The sequence below is a fragment of the Thalassospira sp. A3_1 genome (assembly GCF_017744215.1).
Taxonomy (GTDB): domain Bacteria; phylum Pseudomonadota; class Alphaproteobacteria; order Rhodospirillales; family Thalassospiraceae; genus Thalassospira; species Thalassospira lucentensis_A.
This window is the reverse complement of record NZ_JAGHQQ010000002.1, coordinates 788,195-812,968: the sequence shown is the minus strand read 5'-3', so window position 1 is coordinate 812,968 and position 24,774 is coordinate 788,195. Positions and strand designations below refer to the sequence as shown.

25 protein-coding genes and 1 pseudogene are annotated in these 24,774 nt (G+C 56.1%); 19 read left to right on the top strand and 7 right to left on the bottom strand.

Features of this window, described 5'->3' with window-relative positions; all coding sequences use genetic code 11:
* Nucleotides 1-146: 146 nt before the first annotated feature.
* The 5 genes from J7395_RS10810 (at nt 147) to J7395_RS10790 (ending at nt 2,845) form a co-directional block, all read left to right on the top strand.
* Nucleotides 147-572: an organic hydroperoxide resistance protein gene (locus J7395_RS10810; RefSeq protein ID WP_209221469.1), complete on the top strand. Its 426-nt coding sequence runs from the start codon at nt 147-149 to the stop codon at nt 570-572.
* Between the two features lie 179 nt (nt 573-751).
* On the top strand, nt 752-1,048 hold the full coding sequence (locus tag J7395_RS10805; protein WP_062960939.1) for a putative quinol monooxygenase: 297 nt from the start codon (nt 752-754) through the stop codon (nt 1,046-1,048).
* A gap of 34 nt (nt 1,049-1,082) precedes the next feature.
* Nucleotides 1,083-1,523 (top strand): YqaA family protein, encoded by a 441-nt coding sequence (locus tag J7395_RS10800; protein ID WP_197468306.1) that lies wholly within the window; start codon nt 1,083-1,085, stop codon nt 1,521-1,523.
* Between the two features lie 178 nt (nt 1,524-1,701).
* Nucleotides 1,702-2,064 (top strand): hypothetical protein, encoded by a 363-nt coding sequence (locus tag J7395_RS10795; protein ID WP_062960941.1) that lies wholly within the window; start codon nt 1,702-1,704, stop codon nt 2,062-2,064.
* 178 nt (nt 2,065-2,242) lie between these two features.
* Complete coding sequence (locus J7395_RS10790; protein ID WP_209221468.1) at nt 2,243-2,845, top strand: LysE family translocator; 603 nt, start codon at nt 2,243-2,245, stop codon at nt 2,843-2,845.
* Between the two features lie 5 nt (nt 2,846-2,850).
* On the opposite strand, the gene J7395_RS10785 is transcribed toward J7395_RS10790, so the two are convergent.
* Both J7395_RS10785 and J7395_RS10780 read right to left on the bottom strand, forming a co-directional pair.
* On the bottom strand, nt 2,851-3,708 hold the full coding sequence (locus J7395_RS10785) for an AraC family transcriptional regulator (protein ID WP_209221467.1): 858 nt from the start codon (nt 3,706-3,708) through the stop codon (nt 2,851-2,853).
* Entirely contained in the window at nt 3,705-3,923 is a 219-nt protein-coding gene (locus J7395_RS10780; RefSeq protein ID WP_062960943.1) for a hypothetical protein, read from the bottom strand. Before J7395_RS10780 ends, J7395_RS10785 begins: the two co-directional genes overlap by 4 nt.
* A 55-nt stretch (nt 3,924-3,978) precedes the next feature.
* Here J7395_RS10780 and J7395_RS10775 point away from each other — a divergent pair, with 55 nt between their 5' ends.
* The gene (locus J7395_RS10775) at nt 3,979-6,747 is read left to right on the top strand and encodes an ATP-dependent DNA helicase (RefSeq protein ID WP_209221466.1); all 2,769 of its coding nucleotides are present in this window, start codon (nt 3,979-3,981) and stop codon (nt 6,745-6,747) included.
* A 14-nt stretch (nt 6,748-6,761) separates the two neighbouring features.
* On the opposite strand, the gene J7395_RS10770 is transcribed toward J7395_RS10775, so the two are convergent.
* Complete coding sequence (locus tag J7395_RS10770; protein ID WP_209221465.1) at nt 6,762-7,088, bottom strand: helix-turn-helix domain-containing protein; 327 nt, start codon at nt 7,086-7,088, stop codon at nt 6,762-6,764.
* A gap of 102 nt (nt 7,089-7,190) precedes the next feature.
* Here J7395_RS10770 and J7395_RS10765 point away from each other — a divergent pair, with 102 nt between their 5' ends.
* The 3 genes from J7395_RS10765 to J7395_RS10755 all read left to right on the top strand — a co-directional run bounded on the left by J7395_RS10765 (nt 7,191) and on the right by J7395_RS10755 (nt 9,531).
* A complete protein-coding gene (locus J7395_RS10765; protein WP_209221464.1) occupies nt 7,191-8,108 on the top strand; it encodes an SMP-30/gluconolactonase/LRE family protein in 918 nt (305 codons plus the stop codon).
* 87 nt (nt 8,109-8,195) lie between these two features.
* Nucleotides 8,196-8,417: a hypothetical protein gene (locus J7395_RS10760; protein ID WP_209221463.1), complete on the top strand. Its 222-nt coding sequence runs from the start codon at nt 8,196-8,198 to the stop codon at nt 8,415-8,417.
* Between the two features lie 94 nt (nt 8,418-8,511).
* Nucleotides 8,512-9,531: a hypothetical protein gene (locus J7395_RS10755; RefSeq protein ID WP_209221462.1), complete on the top strand. Its 1,020-nt coding sequence runs from the start codon at nt 8,512-8,514 to the stop codon at nt 9,529-9,531.
* Between the two features lie 10 nt (nt 9,532-9,541).
* Here the strand turns inward: J7395_RS10755 and J7395_RS10750 are convergent, their stop codons facing one another.
* On the bottom strand, nt 9,542-10,111 hold the full coding sequence (locus tag J7395_RS10750) for a DUF308 domain-containing protein (protein ID WP_209221461.1): 570 nt from the start codon (nt 10,109-10,111) through the stop codon (nt 9,542-9,544).
* A 36-nt stretch (nt 10,112-10,147) separates the two neighbouring features.
* Entirely contained in the window at nt 10,148-12,076 is a 1,929-nt protein-coding gene (locus J7395_RS10745; RefSeq protein ID WP_209221460.1) for a heavy metal translocating P-type ATPase, read from the bottom strand.
* A 328-nt stretch (nt 12,077-12,404) separates the two neighbouring features.
* Between J7395_RS10745 and J7395_RS10740 the strand changes: the two genes are divergently transcribed.
* The 3 genes from J7395_RS10740 (at nt 12,405) to J7395_RS10730 (ending at nt 15,143) form a co-directional block, all read left to right on the top strand.
* Nucleotides 12,405-12,851 (top strand): DUF2946 family protein, encoded by a 447-nt coding sequence (locus J7395_RS10740; protein ID WP_297010312.1) that lies wholly within the window; start codon nt 12,405-12,407, stop codon nt 12,849-12,851.
* A gap of 153 nt (nt 12,852-13,004) precedes the next feature.
* Nucleotides 13,005-14,390 (top strand): PepSY domain-containing protein, encoded by a 1,386-nt coding sequence (locus J7395_RS10735; RefSeq protein WP_209221458.1) that lies wholly within the window; start codon nt 13,005-13,007, stop codon nt 14,388-14,390.
* Between the two features lie 108 nt (nt 14,391-14,498).
* Nucleotides 14,499-15,143, top strand: coding sequence for a Crp/Fnr family transcriptional regulator (locus J7395_RS10730; RefSeq protein WP_209221457.1), 645 nt, complete (start codon nt 14,499-14,501; stop codon nt 15,141-15,143).
* Nucleotides 15,144-15,190: 47 nt separating this feature from the next.
* Here the strand turns inward: J7395_RS10730 and J7395_RS10725 are convergent, their stop codons facing one another.
* Nucleotides 15,191-18,328: an EAL domain-containing protein gene (locus J7395_RS10725; RefSeq protein ID WP_247742088.1), complete on the bottom strand. Its 3,138-nt coding sequence runs from the start codon at nt 18,326-18,328 to the stop codon at nt 15,191-15,193.
* A gap of 367 nt (nt 18,329-18,695) precedes the next feature.
* On the opposite strand from J7395_RS10725, the gene J7395_RS10720 reads away from it, so the two are divergent.
* The 3 genes and pseudogenes from J7395_RS10720 (at nt 18,696) to J7395_RS21080 (ending at nt 20,274) form a co-directional block, all read left to right on the top strand.
* Entirely contained in the window at nt 18,696-19,109 is a 414-nt protein-coding gene (locus J7395_RS10720; protein WP_082824825.1) for a tellurite resistance TerB family protein, read from the top strand.
* 262 nt (nt 19,110-19,371) lie between these two features.
* Nucleotides 19,372-19,878: pseudogene (locus J7395_RS21085) on the top strand (NAD(P)-binding domain-containing protein); the annotation flags it as partial.
* 15 nt (nt 19,879-19,893) lie between these two features.
* Nucleotides 19,894-20,274 (top strand): NAD-binding protein, encoded by a 381-nt coding sequence (locus J7395_RS21080; RefSeq protein ID WP_317341579.1) that lies wholly within the window; start codon nt 19,894-19,896, stop codon nt 20,272-20,274.
* Nucleotides 20,275-20,330: 56 nt separating this feature from the next.
* Here the strand turns inward: J7395_RS21080 and J7395_RS10710 are convergent, their stop codons facing one another.
* Nucleotides 20,331-20,867: a class I SAM-dependent methyltransferase gene (locus tag J7395_RS10710; protein WP_209221456.1), complete on the bottom strand. Its 537-nt coding sequence runs from the start codon at nt 20,865-20,867 to the stop codon at nt 20,331-20,333.
* Between the two features lie 111 nt (nt 20,868-20,978).
* Here J7395_RS10710 and J7395_RS10705 point away from each other — a divergent pair, with 111 nt between their 5' ends.
* The 4 genes from J7395_RS10705 to J7395_RS10690 all read left to right on the top strand — a co-directional run bounded on the left by J7395_RS10705 (nt 20,979) and on the right by J7395_RS10690 (nt 24,765).
* The gene (locus J7395_RS10705; RefSeq protein WP_097050938.1) at nt 20,979-21,197 is read left to right on the top strand and encodes a SlyX family protein; all 219 of its coding nucleotides are present in this window, start codon (nt 20,979-20,981) and stop codon (nt 21,195-21,197) included.
* A 32-nt stretch (nt 21,198-21,229) separates the two neighbouring features.
* Nucleotides 21,230-22,411 (top strand): DUF3095 domain-containing protein, encoded by a 1,182-nt coding sequence (locus J7395_RS10700; protein ID WP_209221455.1) that lies wholly within the window; start codon nt 21,230-21,232, stop codon nt 22,409-22,411.
* Between the two features lie 91 nt (nt 22,412-22,502).
* On the top strand, nt 22,503-23,456 hold the full coding sequence (locus tag J7395_RS10695; protein WP_209221454.1) for a LysR family transcriptional regulator: 954 nt from the start codon (nt 22,503-22,505) through the stop codon (nt 23,454-23,456).
* 79 nt (nt 23,457-23,535) lie between these two features.
* Complete coding sequence (locus tag J7395_RS10690) at nt 23,536-24,765, top strand: MFS transporter (protein WP_062960953.1); 1,230 nt, start codon at nt 23,536-23,538, stop codon at nt 24,763-24,765.
* Nucleotides 24,766-24,774: the final 9 nt, after the last annotated feature.

Here is a 24,774-nt window from a genome sequence, read left to right as displayed (position 1 = left end):
TGAACTTTCTGCAACTTCTTTCGGGGGCGCGGTTGCGCCCCCACCCACCCGGCGACATATCACTTGGGGCACAACCGAACCAACGCCCTGATCAGCCGGTTTATCGAAACCTTCGAACCATCACGTTCAAACAAAGGAAGAAAACCATGTCTGTAGATGTCAAATATCGCGCAACAGCAAGTGCAACCGGTGGCCGTGACGGCCGTGCGAAAACAGAAGACGGCAGCCTCGATGTCAAACTGACCACGCCGAAAGAACTCGGCGGTGCTGGCGGCGAAGGCAACAACCCCGAACAGCTTTTCGCAATGGGTTACTCGGCCTGTTTCATCGGCGCGATGAAATTCGTCTCCTCCCAGGGCGGCCCGAAAGTTCCGTCTGATGTTTCGGTCAAGGCTGTTGTCGGCATCGGCCCGCGTGCGGCTGGCGGTTTTGGCCTTGCGGTTGACCTGCATATCTCGCTGCCGGGCCTTGATAAGGCCGAAGCTGAAAAGCTGGTCGAAGAAGCCCACAAAATCTGCCCTTACTCCAACTCAGTCCGCGGCAATGTCGACGTAACCTCGCACATCGTCTGATCGAAAACCTCCCCCTCTTCGGCAGGGACCTCCCCCGATCCGCAACTGCCGAAGCCAAGCCCGGTGCTCTCCCCGCACCGGGCTTTTATTTTTTAAAGGCATTTAACTGTTGCCCGATCCGGCCCCTGCCCCGATGATCCTGACCAATCAAACTGCCATATAAATCAGACAGGAAACCCATGTCCCAGCAACTTACCGTTCTTGCCATCGCACGCGCCAAGCCGGGCAAGGAAGCCGAACTTGGCAAACGTCTTCTCGCACTTGTCGAACCGTCACGCGCCGAAGAAGGCTGCATCAGCTACGATATCCACCAGTCCAACGACGATCCGGCGACCTGGATGGCGTATGAAAACTGGCGTTCTGACGAAGATCTGGCGCTGCATTTCGACACACCTTATCTGCGCGCATTTGCCGAGGGCGGCGAAGAAGTTCTTGCCGAGCCGGTAAATATTCAGAAATTCACCATCAAATCCTGATCATTCTCCTCCAATCCCCGACGGAATGCAGACCTTGCTTTTTGCGTTGCTGCTCTCGGCTTTTACCTCCGCCACCATCCTGCCTGGCACGTCCGAGGCAGCGCTGGCGGCCCTTGTCGCATCGGGCGATTATGCCGTCTGGCTTTTGGTCGTGGTGGCAACGCTTGGCAATGTCATGGGATCATGCGTCAATTGGGGACTCGGGCTTTATATCGATCATTTCAGGGATCGCCGCTGGTTCCCGGTATCACCCGGTGCGCTTGATCGCGCGTCACACTGGTTTGGCAAATACGGGCTTTGGTCGCTCCTGCTTGCATGGCTGCCAATCATTGGCGATCCGCTGACACTGTTTGCCGGTATCATGCGGGTACGCTTTGTGCCCTTTATCGTGCTGGTGACGATTGGCAAAGCCGCACGCTATGCGATGATTGCCGGTGGGGCGGGTTGGATCGTTAGCCTGCTTGGACACACATAATATTCACCAAAATAAATCCACAATAAAATCGAAACGCGCAAATTTTCAAAAACACAACAGCCACATCAATTATATAAAAATATAGTTCATTTGCTAATATTAACCCCACGTGATTTAGTTTTGTGAAATAAAAACGAGCAATTGTTTATAAATTTCACAAAATCAATGGGAGTATATTATGAACATGGAAATTCCAGTCTGGGTAAAACCCGCAATCTGGGGCGGTGTCATCGGTGCGGTTGCCATCACAATTATCGGCTTTAGCGCAAGCTGGGTCGTTTCGGGTAGTACTGCAACCGAAATGGCCAACAATCAAAGCAAGGATGCGGTCATCACCGCTCTTGCACCGATCTGTGTGGCACAGTTCAAAACCCAGACACCAAACAACCAGACCATGCAGCTTGCCGCCCTTAAAGAGGAAAGCTCTTACAAGCGCGATGATTTCGTTGTTGAAGGCGGCTGGGCCACCATGCCCGGTAACGATGCCCCGACCAAGGAAATCGCCGACGCCTGTGCGGAACAGCTGATGAAGCTGACATAAACCAAGCGGATCACCTCCCCCGAGGTAATTGATCCGTCCAAGGCGGCATTCGGGCCAACTCCCGGATGCCGTTTTTTTTTAAGGAAGATTACAACAGGCAGGGCAATATCGTTCAATAAACCGGCAAGCCCGCGGCACATTCTGGGATCAATCAAAAACACCAGAGGAACGCCGCCCGATGCTTGCCGCCGCCCCAAGCCTTTATCTTTCAATGGCTGCCTTCGCGCTTGCCGCCTCCATCACGCCCGGCCCGGTCAATATCCTGATCCTGAGTTCCGGCGTGCATTACGGTTTCCGTCCCAGCCTGCGCCTTGTATTCGGGGCCACCAGCGGCTTTTGCCTGTTGCTGCTTTTGATCGGGTTGGGCCTGCATGAATTGCTGGTGATTTTCCCGAACCTGACCACGATCATCCAATGTGCCGGGGTCGCCTTTTTGCTGTTCATGGCCTTCAAACTTGCCACCGCGTCGGGTGAACTTGGTAAAACCCGCGCGGAAAAAGGCCCATCCATGATGACCGGTGCCTTATTACAATGGGTCAATCCGAAGGCATGGCTGGCGGCGGTTGCCGGTATGGGGGCCTATGCCGCCAACGGTGCACCGGCACTGGTATGGGAATTCACTGTGCTTTATTTCGCGGTATGCTTTGCCTCGGTCACATGCTGGGCTTATGCCGGGGCGTTTCTGGGACGATTTTTAAATGATGCCGCCCATATCCGGCTGTTTAACCGGATCATGGCCGCCCTGTTGATCGCAAGTGCGGCCTATCTGATCGTCAACTGATGGCATCAGGCAACATGCGCCATCGCATAATGGCGAGGAGTGGTCGCCATCAGGCGTTTGAAAACCCGTTGAAAATGCGCCTGATCGGCAAAGCCGCAATCAAGGGCAACGTCAACTATCCGCTCCCCACGCTTTAGGGCATGGCGCGCCTTCTGGACCCGGCAATTAATCAGATAGGCATAGGGCGTCATGCCATGTGCCTTTTTGAACGCGCGCACCAGATAGGATCGCGAAACGCCGATCACACCGGCAAGGTCATCCAGATTGACGTCTTCGGCGCAATAGGTCCGGATATAGTCCGCCACCCGATCCATTTTGCTTCTATCCATTGCACCGGTATCCCTGCGCAATATACCGTGCCGGTCCAGCACCACATGCAGATCGGCAAAGAAGGACACCATCGTGCTTTCCTTGACCAACCGGTCACAATCAGGATTGATCAATGTATCGGCAAGGTTTTGCAAACCGGAATACAGCGCCGGATTGTGGCTGATAGTGTCGGAAAACATCGCAAACCGCCCGGCTGCATCGGCATCGATTTCGACTTGCAAATCCAGAAGCCACGCCGGATCAACAAACAACATATCATAGCACCATCCACCACCCGGCACCGGGTTACAGCCATGCACATCCTCCGGGTTCAGTACCACAACCGATCCCTTACCGGTTTCATGGATCCTGCCCCGGTTCCAATATGAACTGCGCCCGCCCTTGACGATGCCGATTGAAAACGTGTCGTGGCTGTGCCGTTCATAACAAACACCCCGCCCGTCATCGACCCGGCGCAGTTCGACAAACGGCAAACCGGCATCGCGCCAAAATTGCTGTGCGCGCTGATTTTGTTCTGGCTGTATCGCTGTCATGCTCTGTTTGCTAACGCTAAACCAAGAAGCCCCAACGCAAATGCTAGGATTCCCATAGCTGTCGCAGCAAGCTCACCTTCGCCCCATAGCCCCAGCGACGAAATAGAAACGATAAGTGCGATTAAAACAGCTGCGGGGCCCTTTGCATTAAGGCTTATCGCAATATTCTTTAACCACTCCATGTTTCCCCCAATGCCAAAGTCTAAAAACTGCAAGATAAGTTAATTTCCCCGGTGGCACCAGTGGCCGGACCTGATTATAGTCCCCCAAATGTTCGATGATCGTTCTGATCCCACGCCGAAATTCATGCCACCCGACGCACCCGTCATGGTCGTCGGATTGCGTCATGCTGTTTTCCTCTCGCCCGACGGGGAAATAGAAGAATTGCCGCATGGGGCGGCGGCCAAACGGGCGCGATCCCAACGCCCGATATTGGTTCATACCCCGGCATCTGCACGGCGGATGAAATGCGATCCGTTTCCGGCCCATGACCTTTTGGAACTTTTTGCCTTTGTCCGCCCGGCGCAGTTTTGCGTCCCCACGCCACGCGGGCTTGCCATGGCGACCGGACAGCAGGCATGCGATGATCTGATAGGACAGGCCGAAGCCTTGGCCGAGGCGATGAAACGATTGTTGCAGGAACTTGCCACCCTGCCGCGTGAAAAACGTGCACGTGCCCTTTCCATCGCATGGCCAATGGCGCGAGGACATTGGATGTGGGGTGTTCCGGTTCTGGCCGCCCTTGGTGCGGATGGCGACGGGCCGCATAAATTTGCCGTCTATGAAGGGCTTAAAGTCTGGAAGAAAATGGGCGAATGGGCCGAACATGCCCCGCCGCCGCCGCCCGGCAACAACCCAGTCGATCCCAAGGATGCCCGCGAACGGCTGAAAAAGCTTCTGGGCGAAGGGGCGGAGGAACGCCCCCAACAGGCTGATTATGCATCCGCCGTCTGTTCGGCCTTCGCGCCCCGAACCGCCGAAGGCACGCCCAATATTGTTCTGGCCGAGGCAGGGACCGGGACGGGCAAAACGCTGGGCTATGTTGCCCCGGCCTCGATCTGGGCGCAAAAGAATGACGGGGCGGTGTGGATTTCAACCTATACCCGCAACCTGCAACGTCAGATCGATCGGGAACTAAACCGTCTTTATGACGATCCCAAGGACAAACGCCTGAAGGCGGTCGTGCGCAAGGGCCGCGAAAATTACCTGTGCCTTCTGAATTTCGAAGAAGCCCAAAGACCCTTGGCGCAACAACCCCATCAGGCGATCCCGCTGGGGCTGATGGCGCGCTGGGCATCGCAAACGCGTGATGGCGATATGGTCGGTGGTGATTTCCCGGCATGGCTGACGGAACTGATCGGCAACCGTTTTACCGGTGCATTGGCCGATCAGCGCGGCGAATGCATTTATGCCGCCTGCCCGCATTATTCGCGCTGTTTTGTTGAAAAAACCGTGCGCCGTGCACGATCCGCAGAAATCGTTGTCGCCAACCATGCATTGGTGATGGTTCAGGCCGCCCTTGGCGGGCTTGACGATGCATCGATGCCGACACGTTATGTCTTTGACGAGGGGCATCACCTTTTTGACGCCGCCGACAAAGCCTTTTCCGCCCACCTCACCGGGCAGGAAGGGGCGGAGCTACGTCGCTGGTTACTGGGGGCCGAAAACAAGGGCCAGTCGCGTGCCCGTGGTCTTAAGCAACGGCTTGAAACCCTGATCATGGATCGGGACGAACTCCGCGATGCCGTCAATGCCGTGATTGTTGCAGCCCAATGCCTGCCCGAACAGGGCTGGCTGATGCGCATTCATGACGGGGCCGAACATGCCAAGGGCCCGGCGGAATTGTTCCTTGCCCATGTGCGGGCACAGGTCATGGCACGTGCCGCCGAAGGCGACCGGGGTTATTCAATTGAAACCGATTGCAAACCGGCCATTGACCCGGTTCTGGCAAGTGCGGCCGATCTTGATCGTGCGCTGGCCGCCCTTGAAAAACCGGCCAAGGCCCTGGTCAAGATCATCGCCCACATGCTGGATGAAAAGGCAGACGAGCTTGAAAGTGCCGAACGCCAGCGTCTTGATGCCGCGATCCGTTCCCTTGAACGGCGTGCGATCATGCAGGTGGCGGCGTGGCGCGGCATGCTTGAAAGCCTCGTCTATGCCACCCCGCCGGAATTTGTCGACTGGTTTGCCATCGAACGGCAGTTTGGCCGCGATTTTGATGTAGGGATGCACCGCCATCATATCGACCCCACACTCCCCCTGACCGCGGCTCTTGCCCCCTCTGCCCATGGGCTTGTGATCACATCGGCCACGCTCCGCGATGGCACGGGTGATGAAATGTTTGACTGGGGTGTTGCCGAAGACCGCACCGGGGCATCGCATATGCCGATGCCTGCGATCCGGGCGGCGATGAAGAGCCCCTATGACTACGCCAAACAGACCAAGGTTTTCATCATCAATGACCTTGGGCGCGATAACCCCGACCATGTAGCAGCGGCCTATCGTGAACTGTTTCTCGCGTCCGGCGGCGGTGCACTTGGCCTGTTTACCGCGATCAACCGTTTGCGGGCGGTTTACGAACGCCTGACCGGGCCGCTTGACGATGCCGGGTTGCAGCTTCTGGCGCAGCATATTGACGGCATGGATGTATCCACCCTGATTGATATTTTCCGGGTTGAACGTGATGCCTGTCTATTGGGTACCGATGCGGTACGCGACGGGGTCGATGTGCCGGGGGATAGCCTTCGCCTTATCGTCTTTGATCGCGTGCCATGGCCCCGCCCCGATATCCTGCACCGGGCTCGCAAGGCCGCATTTCATGGGGCACGCTATGACGACATGCTGACCCGTCTGCGAATGAAGCAGGCCTTTGGTCGCCTTGTTCGCCGTGCGGAAGACCGTGGGGTATTTGTGCTGCTTGATAACCGGATGCCGTCGCGATTGCTGGGTGCCTTCCCCGAAGACGTCAATGTCCAACGGGTCGGCATGCGCGAAGCGATTGAACAGACGCGCACATTTTTGCGCCCCGGTCAGGATTGAGTACCGGGGACACCTTACAGGTCTTTTCCCCACTCTTTCGCCCACAACCCCAAAGGCACCAGCATTTCATAAAGTTCCCGTCCGCGCGGCGTAACGCGATATCCCGTGGCATCGCGATCAACAAGACAGGCAACGCGCAGCTCGGCGATCCGGGTATTGAGCGTTGTGGGCGACAGGTTATCACATTTTTCCTGAAGTTCGCGGAAGGTACAGGGACCCTGTTCGGACAGGATCCAGACAATTCCCATCGCCCAACGCCGCCCCAAAAGATCGAATAGCGCCATGATCGGCGCGCCGCTTTGCGAACCGCGAACGGGTTTCCCGGGGGCAGGTATTTTCATCCTTCGGTCCCTCTTGCGTGCTACATAAATGGTAGCATTTGCCGAATTGGCTTTTTATTGCTATGAATATTGTAGCACTCCCCCTACAGGAAGGAAACTGATATGGCCGAAACGGATTTTGAAATCCTTGACCCGCGATTTAAAACGCTGGTGAAAACCAGTGCGGTGATCGAAAAACTCTGGTCAGGTGGCCGCTGGACCGAAGGCCCGGCCTATTTCCCTGCGCTTAAATCGCTGGTGTTTTCCGATATACCGAATGACCGTCTGATGCGGTTTGACGAGACTACAGGTCAGACTGGCATTCTGATGGGCGGGCGTGATCGTTATGTAAATGGTAATACCGTCGACCGGCAGGGTCGGCTGATCAGTTGCGAACATGGCGGGCGGTGCATTACACGTACCGAACATGATGGTCGCTTGACCGTTCTGGCCGACCGTTATGAGGGCAAACGGTTCAACAGCCCCAATGACCTTGTCGCCAAATCTGATGGCTCGATCTGGTTTACCGATCCGGCATATGGCATTGATTCCGATTATGAGGGCTTTCGCGCCGAACCCGAAATCGATGGTTGCCACGTTTACCGGATTGACGGCGTGACAGGCAAAATCACCCGCGTTGCCGATGATTTCAAACGCCCTAACGGATTGGCATTCTCCCCCGATGAAAGCAAACTTTACATCGCCGATACCGGTGCCACCCATTTCGAAAGCGGCGAACGCCACATAAGGGTTTTCGATGTCCGCGATGACAACAGCCTTGCTGGTGGTGACGTTTTTGCCCAATGCAGCAACGGGCTGTTTGACGGCTTCCGGTTGGACAATGCCGGACGGCTTTGGTGCAGCGCCACCGATGGTGTGCATTGCCTGTCCGATACCGGTGATCTGATCGGCAAGGTTCTTATGCCTGAACGGGTATCGAATGTCTGTTTTGGCGGCCCGAAAAACAATCGCCTGTTCATCACCGCGACCGGATCGCTTTATTCCGTCCTGCTGCCGACCACAGGCCTTCGGACATTTTAAGGCAATGGGCACAGCGCGTTTGACCAACGCGACCTTTCACCCCATATCCGAAGGACGAGATGGACCGACACATAAAAGGATAAACCGATGTCCCGTCCACCCCTGAAGGAAGCGATAGAACATTGCCGGGCCGAGGTTATGGCGGCCTCGGGTGTGGTTGGCGTGGCGGCCGGTGTGTCGCGCATCCATCCCGACCGCCAATGCATTCATGTTTATGTATCCTGTCCCGGCTGGCCAGACGGCGTTCCCCATGATGTTGACGGCTACGACGTAGAGTTGATTCCAAGCAAGGGTTTTACAGCCTTTTGAGTGCCATAAACCCCTGCCATGCTGAATAAAACCGGCGATGAAAGCCGGAATAATCCGGGGCAAGCCGTGATAACAGCAATAGGGAATTCCAACCATGACACGGGCCAATTTTGCGCAATATCGGGACTTCATCCGTCAAACCAACCAGTTCGATCCGCTGCTGGAACGCGGCGAGATAAACGGTTATTCGCTGGGTCGGAAAACCGTCAAGGGTACTGATACCGGCGAGCTTGCCATCGTCATTTTCGTGAACCGGAAAATCGCGGCAAGCCAGCTTGCACTGTCGCACCGCATCCCCAATCTGGTACAGCACCCCGCTGGTAGCGGTGGCACGGTCGATTTCATCACCGATGTTCAGGAAGCAAGCTTCTCGCGCCGTCCGTTAACCGCGCGCGAACGCCCGGCCACCAGCGGCATCAGCATTGGGCATGCCGATATCACCGCCGGAACCCTGGGCGGATTGATGCGCGACCGGCGTAGCGGGGCGGTCGTCATCCTGTCGAACAATCATGTTCTGGCCAATTCGAACGATGCGCGGCCGGGCGATGCCATCCTGCAACCGGGCATCGCCGATGGTGGCCATGATCCGAATGATGTGATTGCCGGTCTGGCCCGGTTTGTACCGATCGATTTTCGCGACAATGCCGAAAACCGTATGGATGCGGCGATTGCCGCACCGCTTGAACCCGCGACCGAATATGTCCGCTGGCACACGCAGAATATCGGGCTGGAAACACCGGGAAAAACCCGCAATCTTGGCGATAGCGACCTTGGCACGGCAGTTCATAAAACCGGGCGCACCACCGGCCATACCAAGGGATCGATACAGGGTCTTTATGCCACCGTTCAGGTCAATTACGGCGAAGCGGGAAACGCGGTTTTCATCGATCAGGTGATCATTTCCCAACCGCTGGGTCAGGGCGATTTTTCACGCGGTGGTGATTCCGGTTCGCTGGTTTATGACGATGACAATGTCTGCGTCGGGTTGCTGTTTGCCGGATCGGAAAGTACCGCACGCGATCCGGGCACAACCATCATCACCCCGATTGAGGTCGTGATGAAGGAACTTGACCTTGAACTGATCGCGCCCGGCGCCTTTCCGCATGATCCATGACCGGCAGTCGCTAGCGGACGGAAACCTTGCCCATCGCCATCGACACCATCAGGTAACTGAAACCTGATGACAGCAGATTGATACCCAGCAAAAGCCCGATGGCCCATGTGGCCGAACTTGGCAGCTCGGCGAATATCAGGATACCGGCAAGTACGGCAATCCCGCCAGAGAACAGCATCCATTTCCAACCGGGAAACTGGCTGAGCCGAAACGCCATGACGAGCTCGAGAATCCCCTGCAGGATAAAGGCGATCGCCAGCAAAACCGTCAGGGTCACAATCCCGGTCAGCGGGAAAAACGCCAGCCAACCGCCAACAAGCCCGAACAAAACACCCTGAACGATGTCGATCCAGCGTCGTGTCGGGGTATCAGCATTCCATGCACCGTAAAAGTGTCCGACAGCCCCAATGATAAACAACCAGCCGATCACGGTTTTAAAGGCAATTGTGGTCGCAAACGGAAAGGCAACGGCAAGGATACCGAGCACCAACAAAACCAGTCCGACGATGCGCAACCGTTTGCGCCCCTTTTCCAGAAGTCCGCGCATTTCCGGCGTGCCGTCATTCACGATAAGTGTCATTACCCTGTTCCTTTGCTTCAAAGATGCCAGTTGCAACTATAGCCTGTACTCGCCCTCATCCCCTACCAAATCTGCATTGATGTTACGCACAAGTGCAAGGCGCAACGCATTGAGGATCGCAATAACATCAATACCTTCCTGCAGAATTGCCCCTGTCACCGGGCTGATGAGACCAAAGGCGGCAAAGCCCATGGCAATGATCGATAACACCATACCGCCAATCACGCTTTGCAATAAAATACGGCGCATGGCGGTACTGATATGAAACAGTTCATCGACGGTTTGCAGCGAACTTTCGGGGATCACGGCACCTGCGGCCTCGGCGGTAACCGAACTGTGCTTGCCAAAGGCGATGCCAACGGTTGCCGCCGCCAATGCCGGGGCATCATTAATGCCATCCCCCATGAAAAGCGTCGGTGCGCTTGCCGCCTCGCGGCGCACGATGGCAACCTTTTGTTCCGGGCTTTGCGATGCAAGGCTTTCTTGAATACCCAGCAATTGCGAAAGATGGCTGACCTCGCTTTCGCGGTCCCCAGATAACAGCATGATCTTTTTGAAATGGTGGATCGGCGCCAGATGGCCGACAAAATGTTTGCCGTCCGAACGCGGACTGTCGCGGAAACGAAAGGTCGCACCATAAGCCCCGTCTATCATGATCGCGCATTCCAGCCCACTCACACTGGGCGGCAGGATATCGGCCATCGCCGGATCGCCTGCAATCAGCTTTTTACGATGAGTCACCGCAATTTCGTGGCCATCAACTACACCGGTCAAACCCTGGCCCGGTTTTTCCGAAACCCGCACCACATCACCCAGTGCAAGCTTTCGCGCATCCGCCGCCGCCAGAACCGCCATCGCCAATGGATGTTTGGAATACCGTTCCAGACTGGCAGCAAGCCGCAGAACATTGCTAGCGTGATTCCCCGTAGCTGGCAGGATTTCGACCAGTTCCGGACGCCCGTAAGTCAGGGTGCCGGTCTTATCGAAAATTGCGGTTCTGCAGGTTGGCAACCGTTCCAGAGCCGTCGGATCGCGGATCACGATCCCGCGCCTTGCCGCCATGGAAATCGCGCTCATGATCGTGATCGGAATGGCAATTAAAAGCGGACAGGGTGTTGCCACGACAAGAACCGCCAGAAACCGCACGGCATCGCCGCTTAGATACCAGGCAGCAAACGCCACCAGCAGCGCGAAGGGCGCGAACCATGCACCGATCTGGTCGCCCAGCCGCCGGATTTTCGGGCGTTTTTGTTCGGCTTCCTGCATCACCTGCATGATCTGGGCATAGCGCGACTCGCGTGCACGCCGTTCGGCCCGGACCACCAGCACCGCATCACCATTGATCGCCCCCGAAAGCACCGATGCCCCGGGTGCCTTGTTGACAACATAAGGTTCCCCGGTCAGATAGCTTTCATCCATGCTGCCATGACCGTCCACAACAACCCCGTCCACCGGGGCGGTATCATGGGGAAAAATGGCAATCAGGTCGCCGATGGCAATATCATCAAGCCCGATATCGGTGATGTTTTCACCGTCTTTGCGATGCGCGATTGTCGGCATGCGATCCGCCAGCGCGTTCAGCGCCGATGACGCCTTTCGCATGGCAAAGGCTTCCAGAACCTGACCACCGCTTAGCATCAGGATAATTAGCGACGCCGCCAGATATTCGCCCAGAACAACACCGGTGACAAAAGCAATGACGGCCAGAAAATCCGCCCCGAAATCGCGTTGCAGCACCTTCTGGGCAATTTCAAAAAGCAAAACCCCGCCGCCCAAGGCCAAAAGAATAAATAACGGCCAATCCGTTGCCGCAACCCCGAAAACCGGTGCCATTCCTATCGGCATCAGGGCAAAATGCGCAACAATCCCGGTCACGGTTAACGCCAACACCGCGCGGTTGACACGCTCAGCCGACCACAAAGGCTTTGTGTGCAATCGCATACCGCCGGGCGGATCGGCTTGCATATCGGCTTCTCCCCGAATGACCAAAGCAGGATGAACAGCCTAATCCGAAACGGGGTTTTCGCCGAAAACTATTTGCCAACAGCATCATGAGGGACGCGATAGCCATGATGGTGATCAAGCCGTGTAAACCGGGGACGGAATTTCCTTGGCTTTCCGAACGTTGGATCAAGACGACCTTTCCCCGTATCCAAGGCAAACCAACGGATTTCAATTATTACAGGAACGATTATAAAAAATCGGTGATAAGTGGTTCACACCAACAAGTTTTGACACCCCGTCTTCAAGGGATTATTGAAGGCGTGTATCTTTCCGGAATGGATTGAAAGCCGTGATCAAAACCTGCCAGACATATTCGGCACTCAGACGCAGCCTGTCGGTTGCTGTCGCGTGCTTTTTGCTGGCGAATGCCCTGATGTTCGGCTTTATGCATGCGCCGGTCGCGCTTGCCAATACACCGGCCGTTGCCGCAGGCAACGCCGATCAGAACTTTATTCCGCTAATCATCTGTACAGCCAATGGCATCAAGACGATATCCGTCCCTGCCGGTGCGACAGAAGAAGGCGGATCATCCCCCCATTCCAGTGCCTATGAAGGTTTCCAGTGCGCGATCTGCGGCCTTGGCAATCATGCGGTCGGCCTGCCCGTCGAACCGGAATTGCCCCTGATCCATCGCGTGCGGATGTCCAATACGGTCACCGCCCTTCATATCACGGCACGCCTGCATGACTTCTGCCCGATTGCGGCATCACCACGTGCCCCGCCCTTTCCCGTCTGACTGTCTCCCGGCCTGATGGATGATGTCTGTTGCCCTTCTTGGCACCGGACCACCCAGCACGGCCAATTTCAGATTGTTTAAGTTCCGGGTAGGGATTGGCCGGCCTATGCGCCTGTATCCCAACAGACCCGCGACCGAATTGGGGATATCGTGATGCCAAACGCATCGGCACATGCCAAAAATGCGTCCAAAGGGACAAGCAGCCTCTATCGCGCTGTCTGGCGCTGGCATTTCTATGCCGGACTTTTTGTCCTGCCTTTTATGATTCTGCTGGCCGTTACTGGTGCGGCCTACCTTTTCCGTGACGAAATCGATGACTGGGTTTATTCCGATCTGAAATTCGTCAATGTTCTGGATGTACCGCCGCTTCCGATCAGCACGCAGGTCGACGCCGTGCGCTATTTCGTTGGTGACAAACCGGTCAAAATCATCACGCCGGCCTCGCCGGACCGCAGCACCGAAATCGTTATTGCCACGTCAGGCGGTGATCGTCGGTCGGTTTATGTCGATCCCTATACAGGATTGGTTCAGGGGTCGATGCCTGATCGCGGCACGATCATGTGGCTGGTGCGCCGCATCCACAGCTTGGCCGAGTTCGGCACCATTGCCAATTACCTGATCGAAATTGCCGCGGGCTGGAGCATCCTGCTGGTCGCGACCGGCACATACCTTTGGTGGCCGCGCGGCGATCAGACGGGCGGCGTGCTGACCGTGCGCGATACACCTGCGCGTCGACGCTGGTGGCGCGATGCCCACGCGGTAACCGGTATTTTTGTTGGCTTCTTTATCGTGTTTCTGGCCGCGACCGGCATGTTCTGGTCGGTATTCTGGGGCAAATATGCCAACGAATTCGCCAACGGCACACCCAGCGGCTATCCATCGGGTGTGCGCGTCGAAGTACCGCTTTCGACCGTGCCGATGATTGACGCATTTGGCGAAACCGGCTGGACCACCGAAAACGCCCCGATCCCGATGTCGGTTGACGGCATCGCAAATGCCGGGGGTGTCAAACCAACGCCCATCGGCATTGATGCAGCCGTGGCAAAGTTCGAGGAACTTGGTATAGCGCCGGGCTATGCGATTTCACTGCCAGGTGGCGAAACCGGTGTTTACAGCGCATCGATTTATCCCGATGACCTGTCCCAACAGCGTGTCATTCATCTGGACCAGTATTCAGGTCGACCACTGATCAATATGGGATATCAGGATTACGGCATCTTTGGCCGGATCATGGAATGGTCGATCAATGTCCATCTTGGTCAGGAATACGGGGTGATCAACCAGATTGTCCTGATGATTGTCTGTGCCGCGATTGTCTTTATGGCCGTTTCGGGCGGGGTTATGTGGTGGAAACGCCGCCCTGCCGGATCGCTTGGCGTGCCACCCTTGCCACGAAGAACAAAAAGTCTGGTCGGAGTCACGGCAATCCTTGCGATTGGCGGCATCATTTACCCGGTTGTCGGTGTATCCATGCTGGTGATCTGGTTGCTGGACTGGTTGTTTGTTGCCCGGCCCGCCCGCGCATTACGCGCGGCCTGATTGTTAGACAAAGCAAACCGGCCATCCGGCCGGACAAAAGATCTGGTGTCGATACGCGGCACCCCGCAAGATGCCGCGTATCTCCCTTGTGCCATCGGGAGTTCCCCCATGAACAACGAAGACGCCTTGAAACATCTTGAGAAACTTGCTGAAAACCCGGCCCTTGATATGGGGGCCAATACAGCCATCGGACATCACGAAGGGGACAGCGAATATATCTATCGCATTCTGTCGGGCCTTGTGATGCAGTGTCACTATGCCGAAGATGGCGAACGTCAGGTCTGCCGCGTATTTCGTCCCGGCGACCTCATCGGACTTGAGACCGTTGTCGAACCGGGTCTGTCACTCATCAGCGAAACCCTGACACCAACGGTGCTAATGCGCATTCCGGTTGCGCGTGTTCGCATGGCCCAGACAAACAATCCCGAACTGCAACAGGCGATCCTGCGGCTGCTCGCGCGTGAGGTTGTCGATGGCTATAACTGGAAGGTCAATCTGGGGACCGGGTCGGCGATGCGCCGGATTTGCCGGTTCCTGCTCTGGAGTGCCAAGGATGATCACTGCCCTCTACCGACACGCGACAAGCTGGGCAGCATCATCGCCACAACCACCGAAACCGCAAGCCGCATGATTGCCGATCTACGTCGTCAGGGTGTCCTGCGCAAAAGCCGGTCACGCCCGTTAACGGTCGTGATCGACCGGGATCGCTTGCGCCAGAAGGCCGGTGATTTCTGGGATCACCGCGCCGCGTGATAACGGACGAAACCTGTTGAAAACCGGGAATGCGGTCGCCTGCATGATCAGTGCGGCCGCGAGTTCCCGCCAAAGGACACATCAAACGGCATGGTCACGTTCGATTTCAACAGCACTTCAAAATCGCTGGCCGGGATCGGCTTGCTGAAATAGAAGCCCTGCACCTCGTCGACCCCTTCGGAAACGATGCGTTCAAGTTGCATTTCCGTCTCGATCCCCTCGACATTGACCGCCATGCCAAACGACCGCGCCAGGAATACCACCGCGCGCACGATTGCCGCATTGCCATCGCGACTGTCCAGATCAATGATAAACGACCGGTCGATCTTGATCTTGTCGACCGGGAACCGTTTCAGATAGGCCAGCGATGAATAACCGGTCCCGAAATCATCAATCGCAATCCGGATCCCCTGATTGCGCAGAATGCCCAGTGTGATCGCCGCTTCGCGCGGGTTATCCATCACCGCACTTTCGGTAACTTCGAACTGCAACTGGGTCGGGTTCAGACGCGACCGTTCCAGAACATCGCCGACACTTTCAATCAGGTCCTCGTGCCGTGCCAGCTCCAGCGGCGAAAGATTGACCGAAATCGTCAGTTCGCCATAACCGGCATCGACCCATTGCCGGGTCTGTTTGCAGGCCTGATTGAGCACCCAGCGCCCGACATCGGCAATGATTCCCATGCGTTCGGCCACGGGAATGAAATCGACCGGGCTCACCTGCCCGCGTGATGGATGGAACCAGCGCACCAACGCCTCCATCCCGATGATCTTGTGGTTCGCGATATCAATGATCGGCTGATAGAACAGCTCCAGCTCGTCATTTTCAATCGCATGGCTAAGGTCGCGTTCAAGCGCCTTGCGTTCCTGCACTTCGACCTGCAAACGCGGCTCGAAGAAATGATACCGGTTGCGCCCTTCGGCCTTGGAGCAATACAGCGCCAGATCGACATTGCGGAAAAGGTCCTTTTCATCGCGCCCGTCCTGCGGGAACATGCAGATTCCGACCGATGTCGATGCCTGCACCTCGTTCCCGTCCAGCATGAAGCGTTCAGACACCCGTTCAATCAGGCGCTGCGCAACAAGGGTCACTTCCTCGACCGTGCCCGGATCATGGATCAGGACAGCAAATTCATCCCCGCCAAGGCGTGCGACAACATCCTCGTTACGCAGGCAGACCCGCATGCGCTCCCCCACCCCCTGCAAGAGTAGGTCGCCGATGGGATGTCCAAGCGTATCATTGATGTCCTTGAAGTTATCCAGATCAAACAGCATCAGCACAAAACTGCGCTTTTCATGCTTGCCACGCTTGACCGCGGCAGCAAGGCGTTCCTGAAACAGGGTTCGGTTGGGAAGTCCGGTCAATCCGTCATGATGAGCCAGGAACTGGATGCGGGCTTCGCTGCGTTTTCGATCCGTGATATCCGTGATCGATCCTTCGATCAGAACCGGCACACCTTTGTCATCGCGGACCAGTCGGGCATTTTCCTCGACCCAGATGATCTTGCCGTCACGGCGGCGCATTTCGGCTTCAAAACCCTGAACCGCACCATCGCGCAACAGCTTTCCCGTCAGGCGCAGACGATTGGTCGGGTTCAGGTAACATTGCGAAAACCCGGCTTGGGACACCAGCAATTCGTCGGCACTGTCATAGCCAAGGATCGATACAAAGGCCGGATTGGCCGACAGGATATCGCCAAGCGGGCGGCTTTGATAAAGCCCTTCGGCGGAATTTTCGAAAATACCGCGATATTTTTCCTCGGCCCGGCGAAGAGCACGTTCGACCGACAGTTTTTCGGTCACATCCTGCCCGATGCAGATCACACCCGATACGTCGCCATCTTCACCAAAATGCGCACGCGCATTCCATTGCAACAGGCGCACCTCGCCGTCGCGACGACGGAATGAAATGACTTCGTCCTTGATGATCTCTCCGGAAATCAGGCGCTTGATCGCCTGACGCACCTGATCGCGTTCCCCCGGAAGCAACAGAAAATCAAAGAAATTCTGCCCCGCTGCTTCCATCCAGGAATAGCCGAATGTCCATTCGCATTCGCGGTTATATTCCAGAATGCGTCCTTCGCTATCAAGGAACAGGATCACGCTGCCCGCAGTCTGGACCAGTGCGCGATAACGTTCCTGTCGACGGCGTAGATCATATTCCGCCTGACGGCTTTTGGTGATGTCGGTAACGGTAACGCTATATCCTAGAAGCGATCCGCCCTCGCCCCGGATTTCTGTCGCGTTGATCCGCACCCAAAGCTGACTGCCATCCTGACGGCGCATTTCAACATCGCGCGCCTGAATGCCGTTGCCTGATACAAGATCGCGGCGCAAATCGCGCAAATCCTCGGATCGGGCATAAAATTTTTCGGGATTGGTCAGATAGGCCTGACGGAGCTCACGGACATTGTCATAGCCAAACAACGTTGCGGCTTCTTCGTTCACACTGGTCAGGGTGCCATCAGCCGCCAGATCGATAATGCCATGCACGGCATGTTCAAGTGCCCGGCGATAGCTTTCCTCCCGCGTGCGTTCCTGCCCGAACAGCGCAATCGCATCCTGCGTCGGCAAAGGCATGCGCTGCCACTGGTAAATCCGCTGCCCGTAATGGACCGTTCGAACCTCATCCCAGTCGCCGTTATCCTCCCCTTCTTCGAACAGGGCGCGTTGTCCGGTTGGCTTGGTCAGCGACAATGCACCGGGCAGCCCCATTTCGAGGGCTGCCTGTTCTGCTGCCTTGTTCGAGAATCGCAAACCGCCATCGCGTTCGACCACAAGAACCGGTTGCGGGGAAATCAGAACCCCGGTGCCTGTCGTTGCATCGGCATCCTGCAGGGCGATGATGCGGACATAAACCTGTTCGGAAAATGAAAGCTGCCATGCAAAAAACTGAACATCGCGACCGTCGATATGGTCAACACGCGAAAAATAGCCAACGGCATTAAGGGCTTCGGCACTGATTTCACGAATGTTTCGGGCGATTTCGGGATGGGTATCGATTTTTTGCCAGGTATCATCGGCAAGGTCGGGCGAGATCGTCTGCACCCACGGCGCATTGACAAGAAGGCTCTCGCCGATGGGATCATAAACCCCCGACGGTACACGAAGATGCCCAATCAACGCCGCAAGAGTTCCCGCAGCATTGCTTGAAATGATAACTCCCATACCCGGCTTATTCGTCATTTTTGTTATCGCTGCGAGACCATAACTATTACCCCATGCGCTGCAAAGGCCTATTTTATTCCCAAGAGAGAATGCGATGCGTTCCTGACGCTAACATGTTGTAATTTTTTAAGCATCCCCTTCGGTTCACAGCCTCTACGCATGAATGCGTAGCAAGCCCCCCTGTGTCCCGACGACCAAAGGATGCCTCATACTTCACTACGCAATCATTAAAATCGTGAGGATTTAAACGGTTAACTGTTGCCGGGGATCAAATACCGTCTTAGGTTCTATGTCCATCGGAGTTGTCACACGCCATCAGCCGGTGCGTCGACGTTCGGCGGGAATATCCGTTAACGGTCAGTCACCCGGAAAAGGAGTAATCATCGTGATCTCGCATCAGGACGCCTTGATTTACACAATGGTTATGGTTTCGGCCTCGGATAACGATATTACCGACGCAGAACTGTCCGCAATGGGGCGTCGGGTTCGTTACCTTCCGATTTTTGCCGGCTTTGACAATGACGGTGTCACCGCAGTTGCACGTGACTGTGCCAAGTTACTTGCCGAAGAAGACGGGCTCGACAGCACGCTGGATATGATCCGCGAAGCCCTGCCGCGCAAATTGCGCGAAACAGCCTATGTCTTTGCCTGTGAAATTGTCCTGTCTGACAGCGAAATCAGCCAGGAAGAACTTCGCATTCTCGAATTGATACGTCACCGCCTTGATATCGACCGCCTTGTAGGTGCAGCCATTGAACGCGCGATGGCCGCGCGTTATGTCCGCCCTGGCGAATTCTAGGCCCGTGAAGATAAAAGCGAAGACAGCACAGAACGACCACATAATTTTCATTCCGACGATATAGCGTCGGTCGATAGTGACGGAACCCAAATGAAACGCGCATAACATCAGGCGAGTGCCTTGAATTGCTGCTTTCTTTGTCAGACCGCCATGTTATGGCCGCACCTGCATTTTTACTGCCGCCCGCCCGGTTCCACGAACCGGGATGTTTTTGATTGCCTGATCGCTTTGACCGTCACATTGAAGGCCCACGCGTTGGCCAAAACGAAGGAACACCGTTATGACCGCACTTGCCGGGGAAAATATCGCATTCATCGGTTTGGGACTGATGGGCCGCCCCATGGCGCTCAATCTTGAAAAGGCCGGCGCGATCCTGACCGTCAATACGCGAAATCCCGAAACGCTCAATGCCTTTGACGATCTGGGCGTTGCAACCGCCCCGACCCCCGCCGATGCTGCCGCCGATGCCGATATCGTCATCATATGTGTCGCCAATACCGAGGCGCTTGAGAATGTCCTGCTTGGCGAAGACGGTGTTATTGATGGTATGGAAGAAGGCACCATCGTTGTCGATATGGGCACAACCGCCATCGATGCGACGCGGCGCTTTGCCGATGCCGTCGAAGAAGCAGGCGGTCACTGGATCGATGCCCCGGTATCGGGCGGCACACACGGCGCGGAAAACGGTACACTCACCATTATGGTCGGTGCCGAGGAAGAAGACTTCCAACGTGTCCAGCGTGTCTTTGGCGTTCTTGGATCACGCGTTACCCATGTCGGGGAAATCGGATCAGGCCAGATCGCAAAAGCCGCCAACCAGATGATTGTCGGCATCACCATCGGTGCCATTGCCGAAGCCTTTTCCATGGCGGACGAGGCCGGGGTCGATCTGCACAAATTGCGATCCGCCCTGACCGGCGGCTTTGCGGATTCTGCCATCCTGCAAAAGCACGGCGAACGCATGATCGAACGTAATTTCGAACCCGGCGGCAAGGTTGTCACCCAGCGCAAGGATCTGTATCAGGCGCTTGAATTTTCCGAAGGCGAGCTTGGCCTTGAATTGCCCTTCTCGCGCCTCGCACTCGAACTTTACGAAGAACTGATCGAAATGGGCGGGGGCGATCTTGACCATTCCGCCCTGATCAAGATTTATGAAGAAGAATGATGCCAAAAATCGGGGGTGCCCAAAGCACCCCTGCTTTTTGCAAACCGCACCTCACCTTATCCTGACAGATGCGATCCCACCCGATAAAGATAAAGCATATCGCTCCCCGACTGCATCGGGACCTCGCCAAATGCCTGCCAGCCGGGAATGGCAAAGGCGCGCGATATTACGATCCCGCCGGGCACCATACGCTGATTTAGTACATCGCCAACATCAGCCATCACGCGCGGGTCAAGGAAGCACACAACAACATCCCCCGGGTCCTGATCACGCTTTCTGAAATCCGCACGCACCAAAGAGAGGTTTTCAAGCTGGGCGAGCCGTGCACGAATGCGGCTGACCGCATAGGGCAAAGGCGATAGTTCGATCCCGGTCACGGTAATGTCAGGCCGGGCTCGCGCGATGCCGATTGCCAAATCTCCCCACCCCGATCCGAAATCCGTCACCCGGCAGGATTCCTTGGGCAGATAGGATATGATTTCCGTTCGTGCCTTGCGACCACTTGGCATCGGCACCGCACGCAGCCGGATCGCATAAATCAGGATCAAGGCAATAACGACGCCCAGAATGACAAGGATGGATAATTCGCTCACAGGTCGGCTAACCAATCTTGGCAATGTGTGTTACGGTCCATGCCCTACTCCTGCCACAGGGACTAAAGCCCGGCAAGTTTTCCACCCGCTAGTCAGAGCAAATACGCCAACATGAGCCAGCAAGCCCCCGATACCCGCATCAACGAACTCGAAATCCATATTGCCCATCTCGAAAGCGCGATGCATGACATGTCCGACATGATCAAATCACAGTGGGACCGGATTGATCTGCTGGAACGGCGCAACAAATTGATGGCCGAAGATATTAAACGGCTTGTTGATTTCCTGCGTACATCACCAGAAGATGATGCACCGCCGCCTCATTACTAAGGCGGCATAATCCGGCCCTGCGAAACTGCGAGATGCCTGTGAACAATCCCTATCTCGACATCCCGGTTTTTAACGATTTCGCCAAGGTTCTTGATCCGTCAATCTATCACGAACTGCCAGATGACTGGTGGGTCGGCACATCCGATATTGCCGGATCGACCAAAGCCGTCGCAGCCGGCCGGTTCAAGGATGTCAACATGGTCGGGGCCTCGGTAATTTGCGCGGTAAGCAATGCGCTTGGCCATTCCGATTATCCCTTTATTTTTGGCGGCGATGGTGCCGGTTTTGCCTGCCCGCCCGATCATATTAATGCCGTGCGCGATGCCCTTGCAGCCACCACGACATGGGCGAACGAAGCCCTTGGTTTTGATCTGAGGGTTGCCCTGATACGGATTGCCGAAATCCGGGCAACCGGGCGCAATGTAAGGGTGGCACGTTACGCGGTTTCACCGCCGGTTTCCTATGCGATGTTTTCCGGGCGCGGCATGAAATGGGCCGAAGACCGGATGAAACAGGGGGACAATCTCATTGCCCCGGCCCCCGCAGGAACCCAGCCAAACCTTAGCGGCCTGTCATGTCGCTGGTCACCGATCAAGGCGACCAAGGATAGCGAAATCCTGTCGATCATCGTTCTGCCCGGCGAAGACCGACCTCTATTTGATGTCTGTGCTGCCAAGCTGTTTGACATCCTTGATAGCAGCCCGCGAAAAAGCAGCCCGATCCCCGCTGCCGGACCCGCATTCAAATTCCCGCCATCGGGTCTGCGGCTTGAAGCGCTGGCAACGCGCGCACCAGGCGGATCGCTTTTCAAGGCATGGGCACAGGCGCTGTATATTTCCCTGATCGCGCTGATCCTGTTTAAAACCGGGAAATCCGTCGGCGGCTTTGATCCGGTGCGCTATCGCGACTATACGGCACTGAATACCGATTTTCGCAAATTCGGTGATGGACTTTGGATGACGGTCAATTGCACACCCGATCAGTCACGCGATATTGAAGACCTTCTGCTCGAAGCCGAACAGCACGGCGACATTCACTTCGGCGTGCATCACCAGAAAACCGCCCTGATGACCTGCATCGTGCCATCCGTCACCAACGATGCGCATTTTCATTTTCTTGATGGTGGCGAAGGCGGCTATACTGCGGCAGCAACAGCATGCAAAACCAAAATGCAGAAAATGGCCGATGCCCTAAAACAGGCCAGACATGCATGAAATATATCGCCAGATCCAGCATGATGCTTTTCTTGCATCAAGAGTATAATTGCGCGATCCTTGTCGCTTCCAGCATCAAGGATGGATTGTTATGGATACCCGCGAACTTCAGGCATTGATTGCCGTGGCCGATGAAAAATCCTTTCATGGGGCGGCGGCCCACCTTGGCCTGACGCAGCCCGCTATCACGCGCCGCATCCAGCGCCTTGAAGAACGCATTGGCACACAGCTTTTTGACCGGTCATTGAAACCATTGCAACCAACCCCTGCCGGGCATCGTGCATTGGCCGAAGCCCGTGATCTTTTGCGCCGCCTTAACGGTTTCACCGAAAGCATCACCAGCAACAATGCCGTGACGGGCCCCTTCCGCCTTGGCGTCAGCCACGGGGCAGCGCCTCTGCTGGCAGCAAGTGAACTGCGCGACCTGCACACACGTTTTCCTGACATGTCGCTTACGATCAAAAGCGGCTGGTCAAGCGAGCTGTTGCCGCTGATGCGGCGGGGTGAAATTGATGCCATGCTGTCGCTGGATGGTCCACATGGCACAATCGGTGGGACCGATGTCCGAGATATTCCGGCAAGTCTGCGCGCGCAAAAGCTTCTTGATGACCAAATCGTTGCCATCGGACCACGATCGGCCAAACACCACCCGAAAAACATTGCCGAACTGGCCGAACATCCAATGGTTCTGATGCCGGATGGCTGTACTTTCCGGGCACTTGGCAATGCGTGGGCGCGTCAGAACGGGGTACAGTTCAAGTCCGTGCTCGAAGTTTCCGCCCTTGAATTGCAGATCGAAATGGTTGCCGCCGGTGCGGGATACGGCATCATGGCACGGCGGTTCTGCATGCACAGTCCGGCGGCAAACCGCATTCGCATCCTTGATATTCCAGGCATGAACTGGAATATGGGGATCATGCTGATCCGCCGTCAGGCCAATACCGATCTTGATGATATCATTGATACCGTTGGCAAAATTGTCGTCGAAGCCGGAGCGATATCCGATCCGCTGCCAGATAATAATGCGCAAATGTTATCAGCATAATAATCCGAATGAATTGGACGCATTACACCATCGCGTTCAAAATCGGAACAATTATTGAAATCCGCTCCGGAGTAGCCCGATGAGCCCCACTCTTCGCACCGCCAGATGGTTTCCCTGGCTTGTTCTTGTCGCTGGCTGTCTTGTCCTGGCAGTCAATCTTGGGATCCGACCGTCGCTTGGCCTGTTTATCCCCGATATGCTGACGGCCACCGGTTGGAGTGCTTCCACCTTTGGTCTGGCCTTTGCAATTCAGAACCTGATGTGGGGTGTTGCCGCCCCGATTGCCGGAGCCCTTGCCGATCGCTATGGCACAACCCGCACCCTGATCGGCGGGGCACTGTTTTATGCGCTGGGTCTGTATCTGATGGGGACTTCGACCTCCCCACTTGAACTGCATCTGACATCAGGCTTCCTGATCGGGGCGGGTGTCGGTGCGACCAGCTTCCCGGTCATTCTGGCCGCCATCAGCCGTGCCTTCCCACCCAACAAACGCAGCTTCGCCCTTGGCCTGGCATCTGCCGGGGGCTCGGTCGGCCAGTTTATCATGGCCCCGACAACCCAGTTTCTGAATGACAGTGTCGGCTATGTGTCTGCCCTTGCAATCCTTGCCGTCATGTCAATGATCATCGTGCCGTTTGCCTTTGCACTTACGGGCAAGGCCGAGGCCCACGGCCCCAATTCGGGGGGTGTTGATCTTGGTCCGACCGGGTTGGTCGCGGCCTTTCACGAGGCGCGCAAACATCGTGGCTTCCTGCTTTTGAATGCCGGCTTCTTTGTCTGCGGCTTTCATATCGCGGTGATCGCAACCCACCTTCCGACCTTTACCCAGCTTTGCGGGTTACCCGGTTCAGTTGCGGCACAGGGACTTGCGATTGTCGGCCTGTTTAACATTGTCGGCACGCTGACGGCTGGTTGGGCGGGCGGCAAATGGCGTAAAAAATGGGGCCTGTCGTTTATTTACGGCATGCGCGCATTGGTCATTCTGATCTTTATGATTGCACCCAAAACGGCTGAGACCATCTGGCTGTTCTCGGCGGTGATGGGGGCCTTGTGGCTGTCAACCGTGCCGCTCACTAGCGGCATCATCGTGCAGGTTTTCGGCCCGCGCTATATGGCAACGCTGTTTGGCATTGTCATGCTGTCCCACCAGATCGGTGCGTTCTTTGGCGCGTGGATGGGTGGGGTCATCTTTGATCTGACCGGCAGTTTCGATGGCGTCTGGATCGCTTCCATCGCGCTTGGCATCTTTGCCGCCCTCGTGCATATGCCGATTGACGACAAAGCCCTTCGGGTCGAAGCCAACGCCTGACCAGTGACG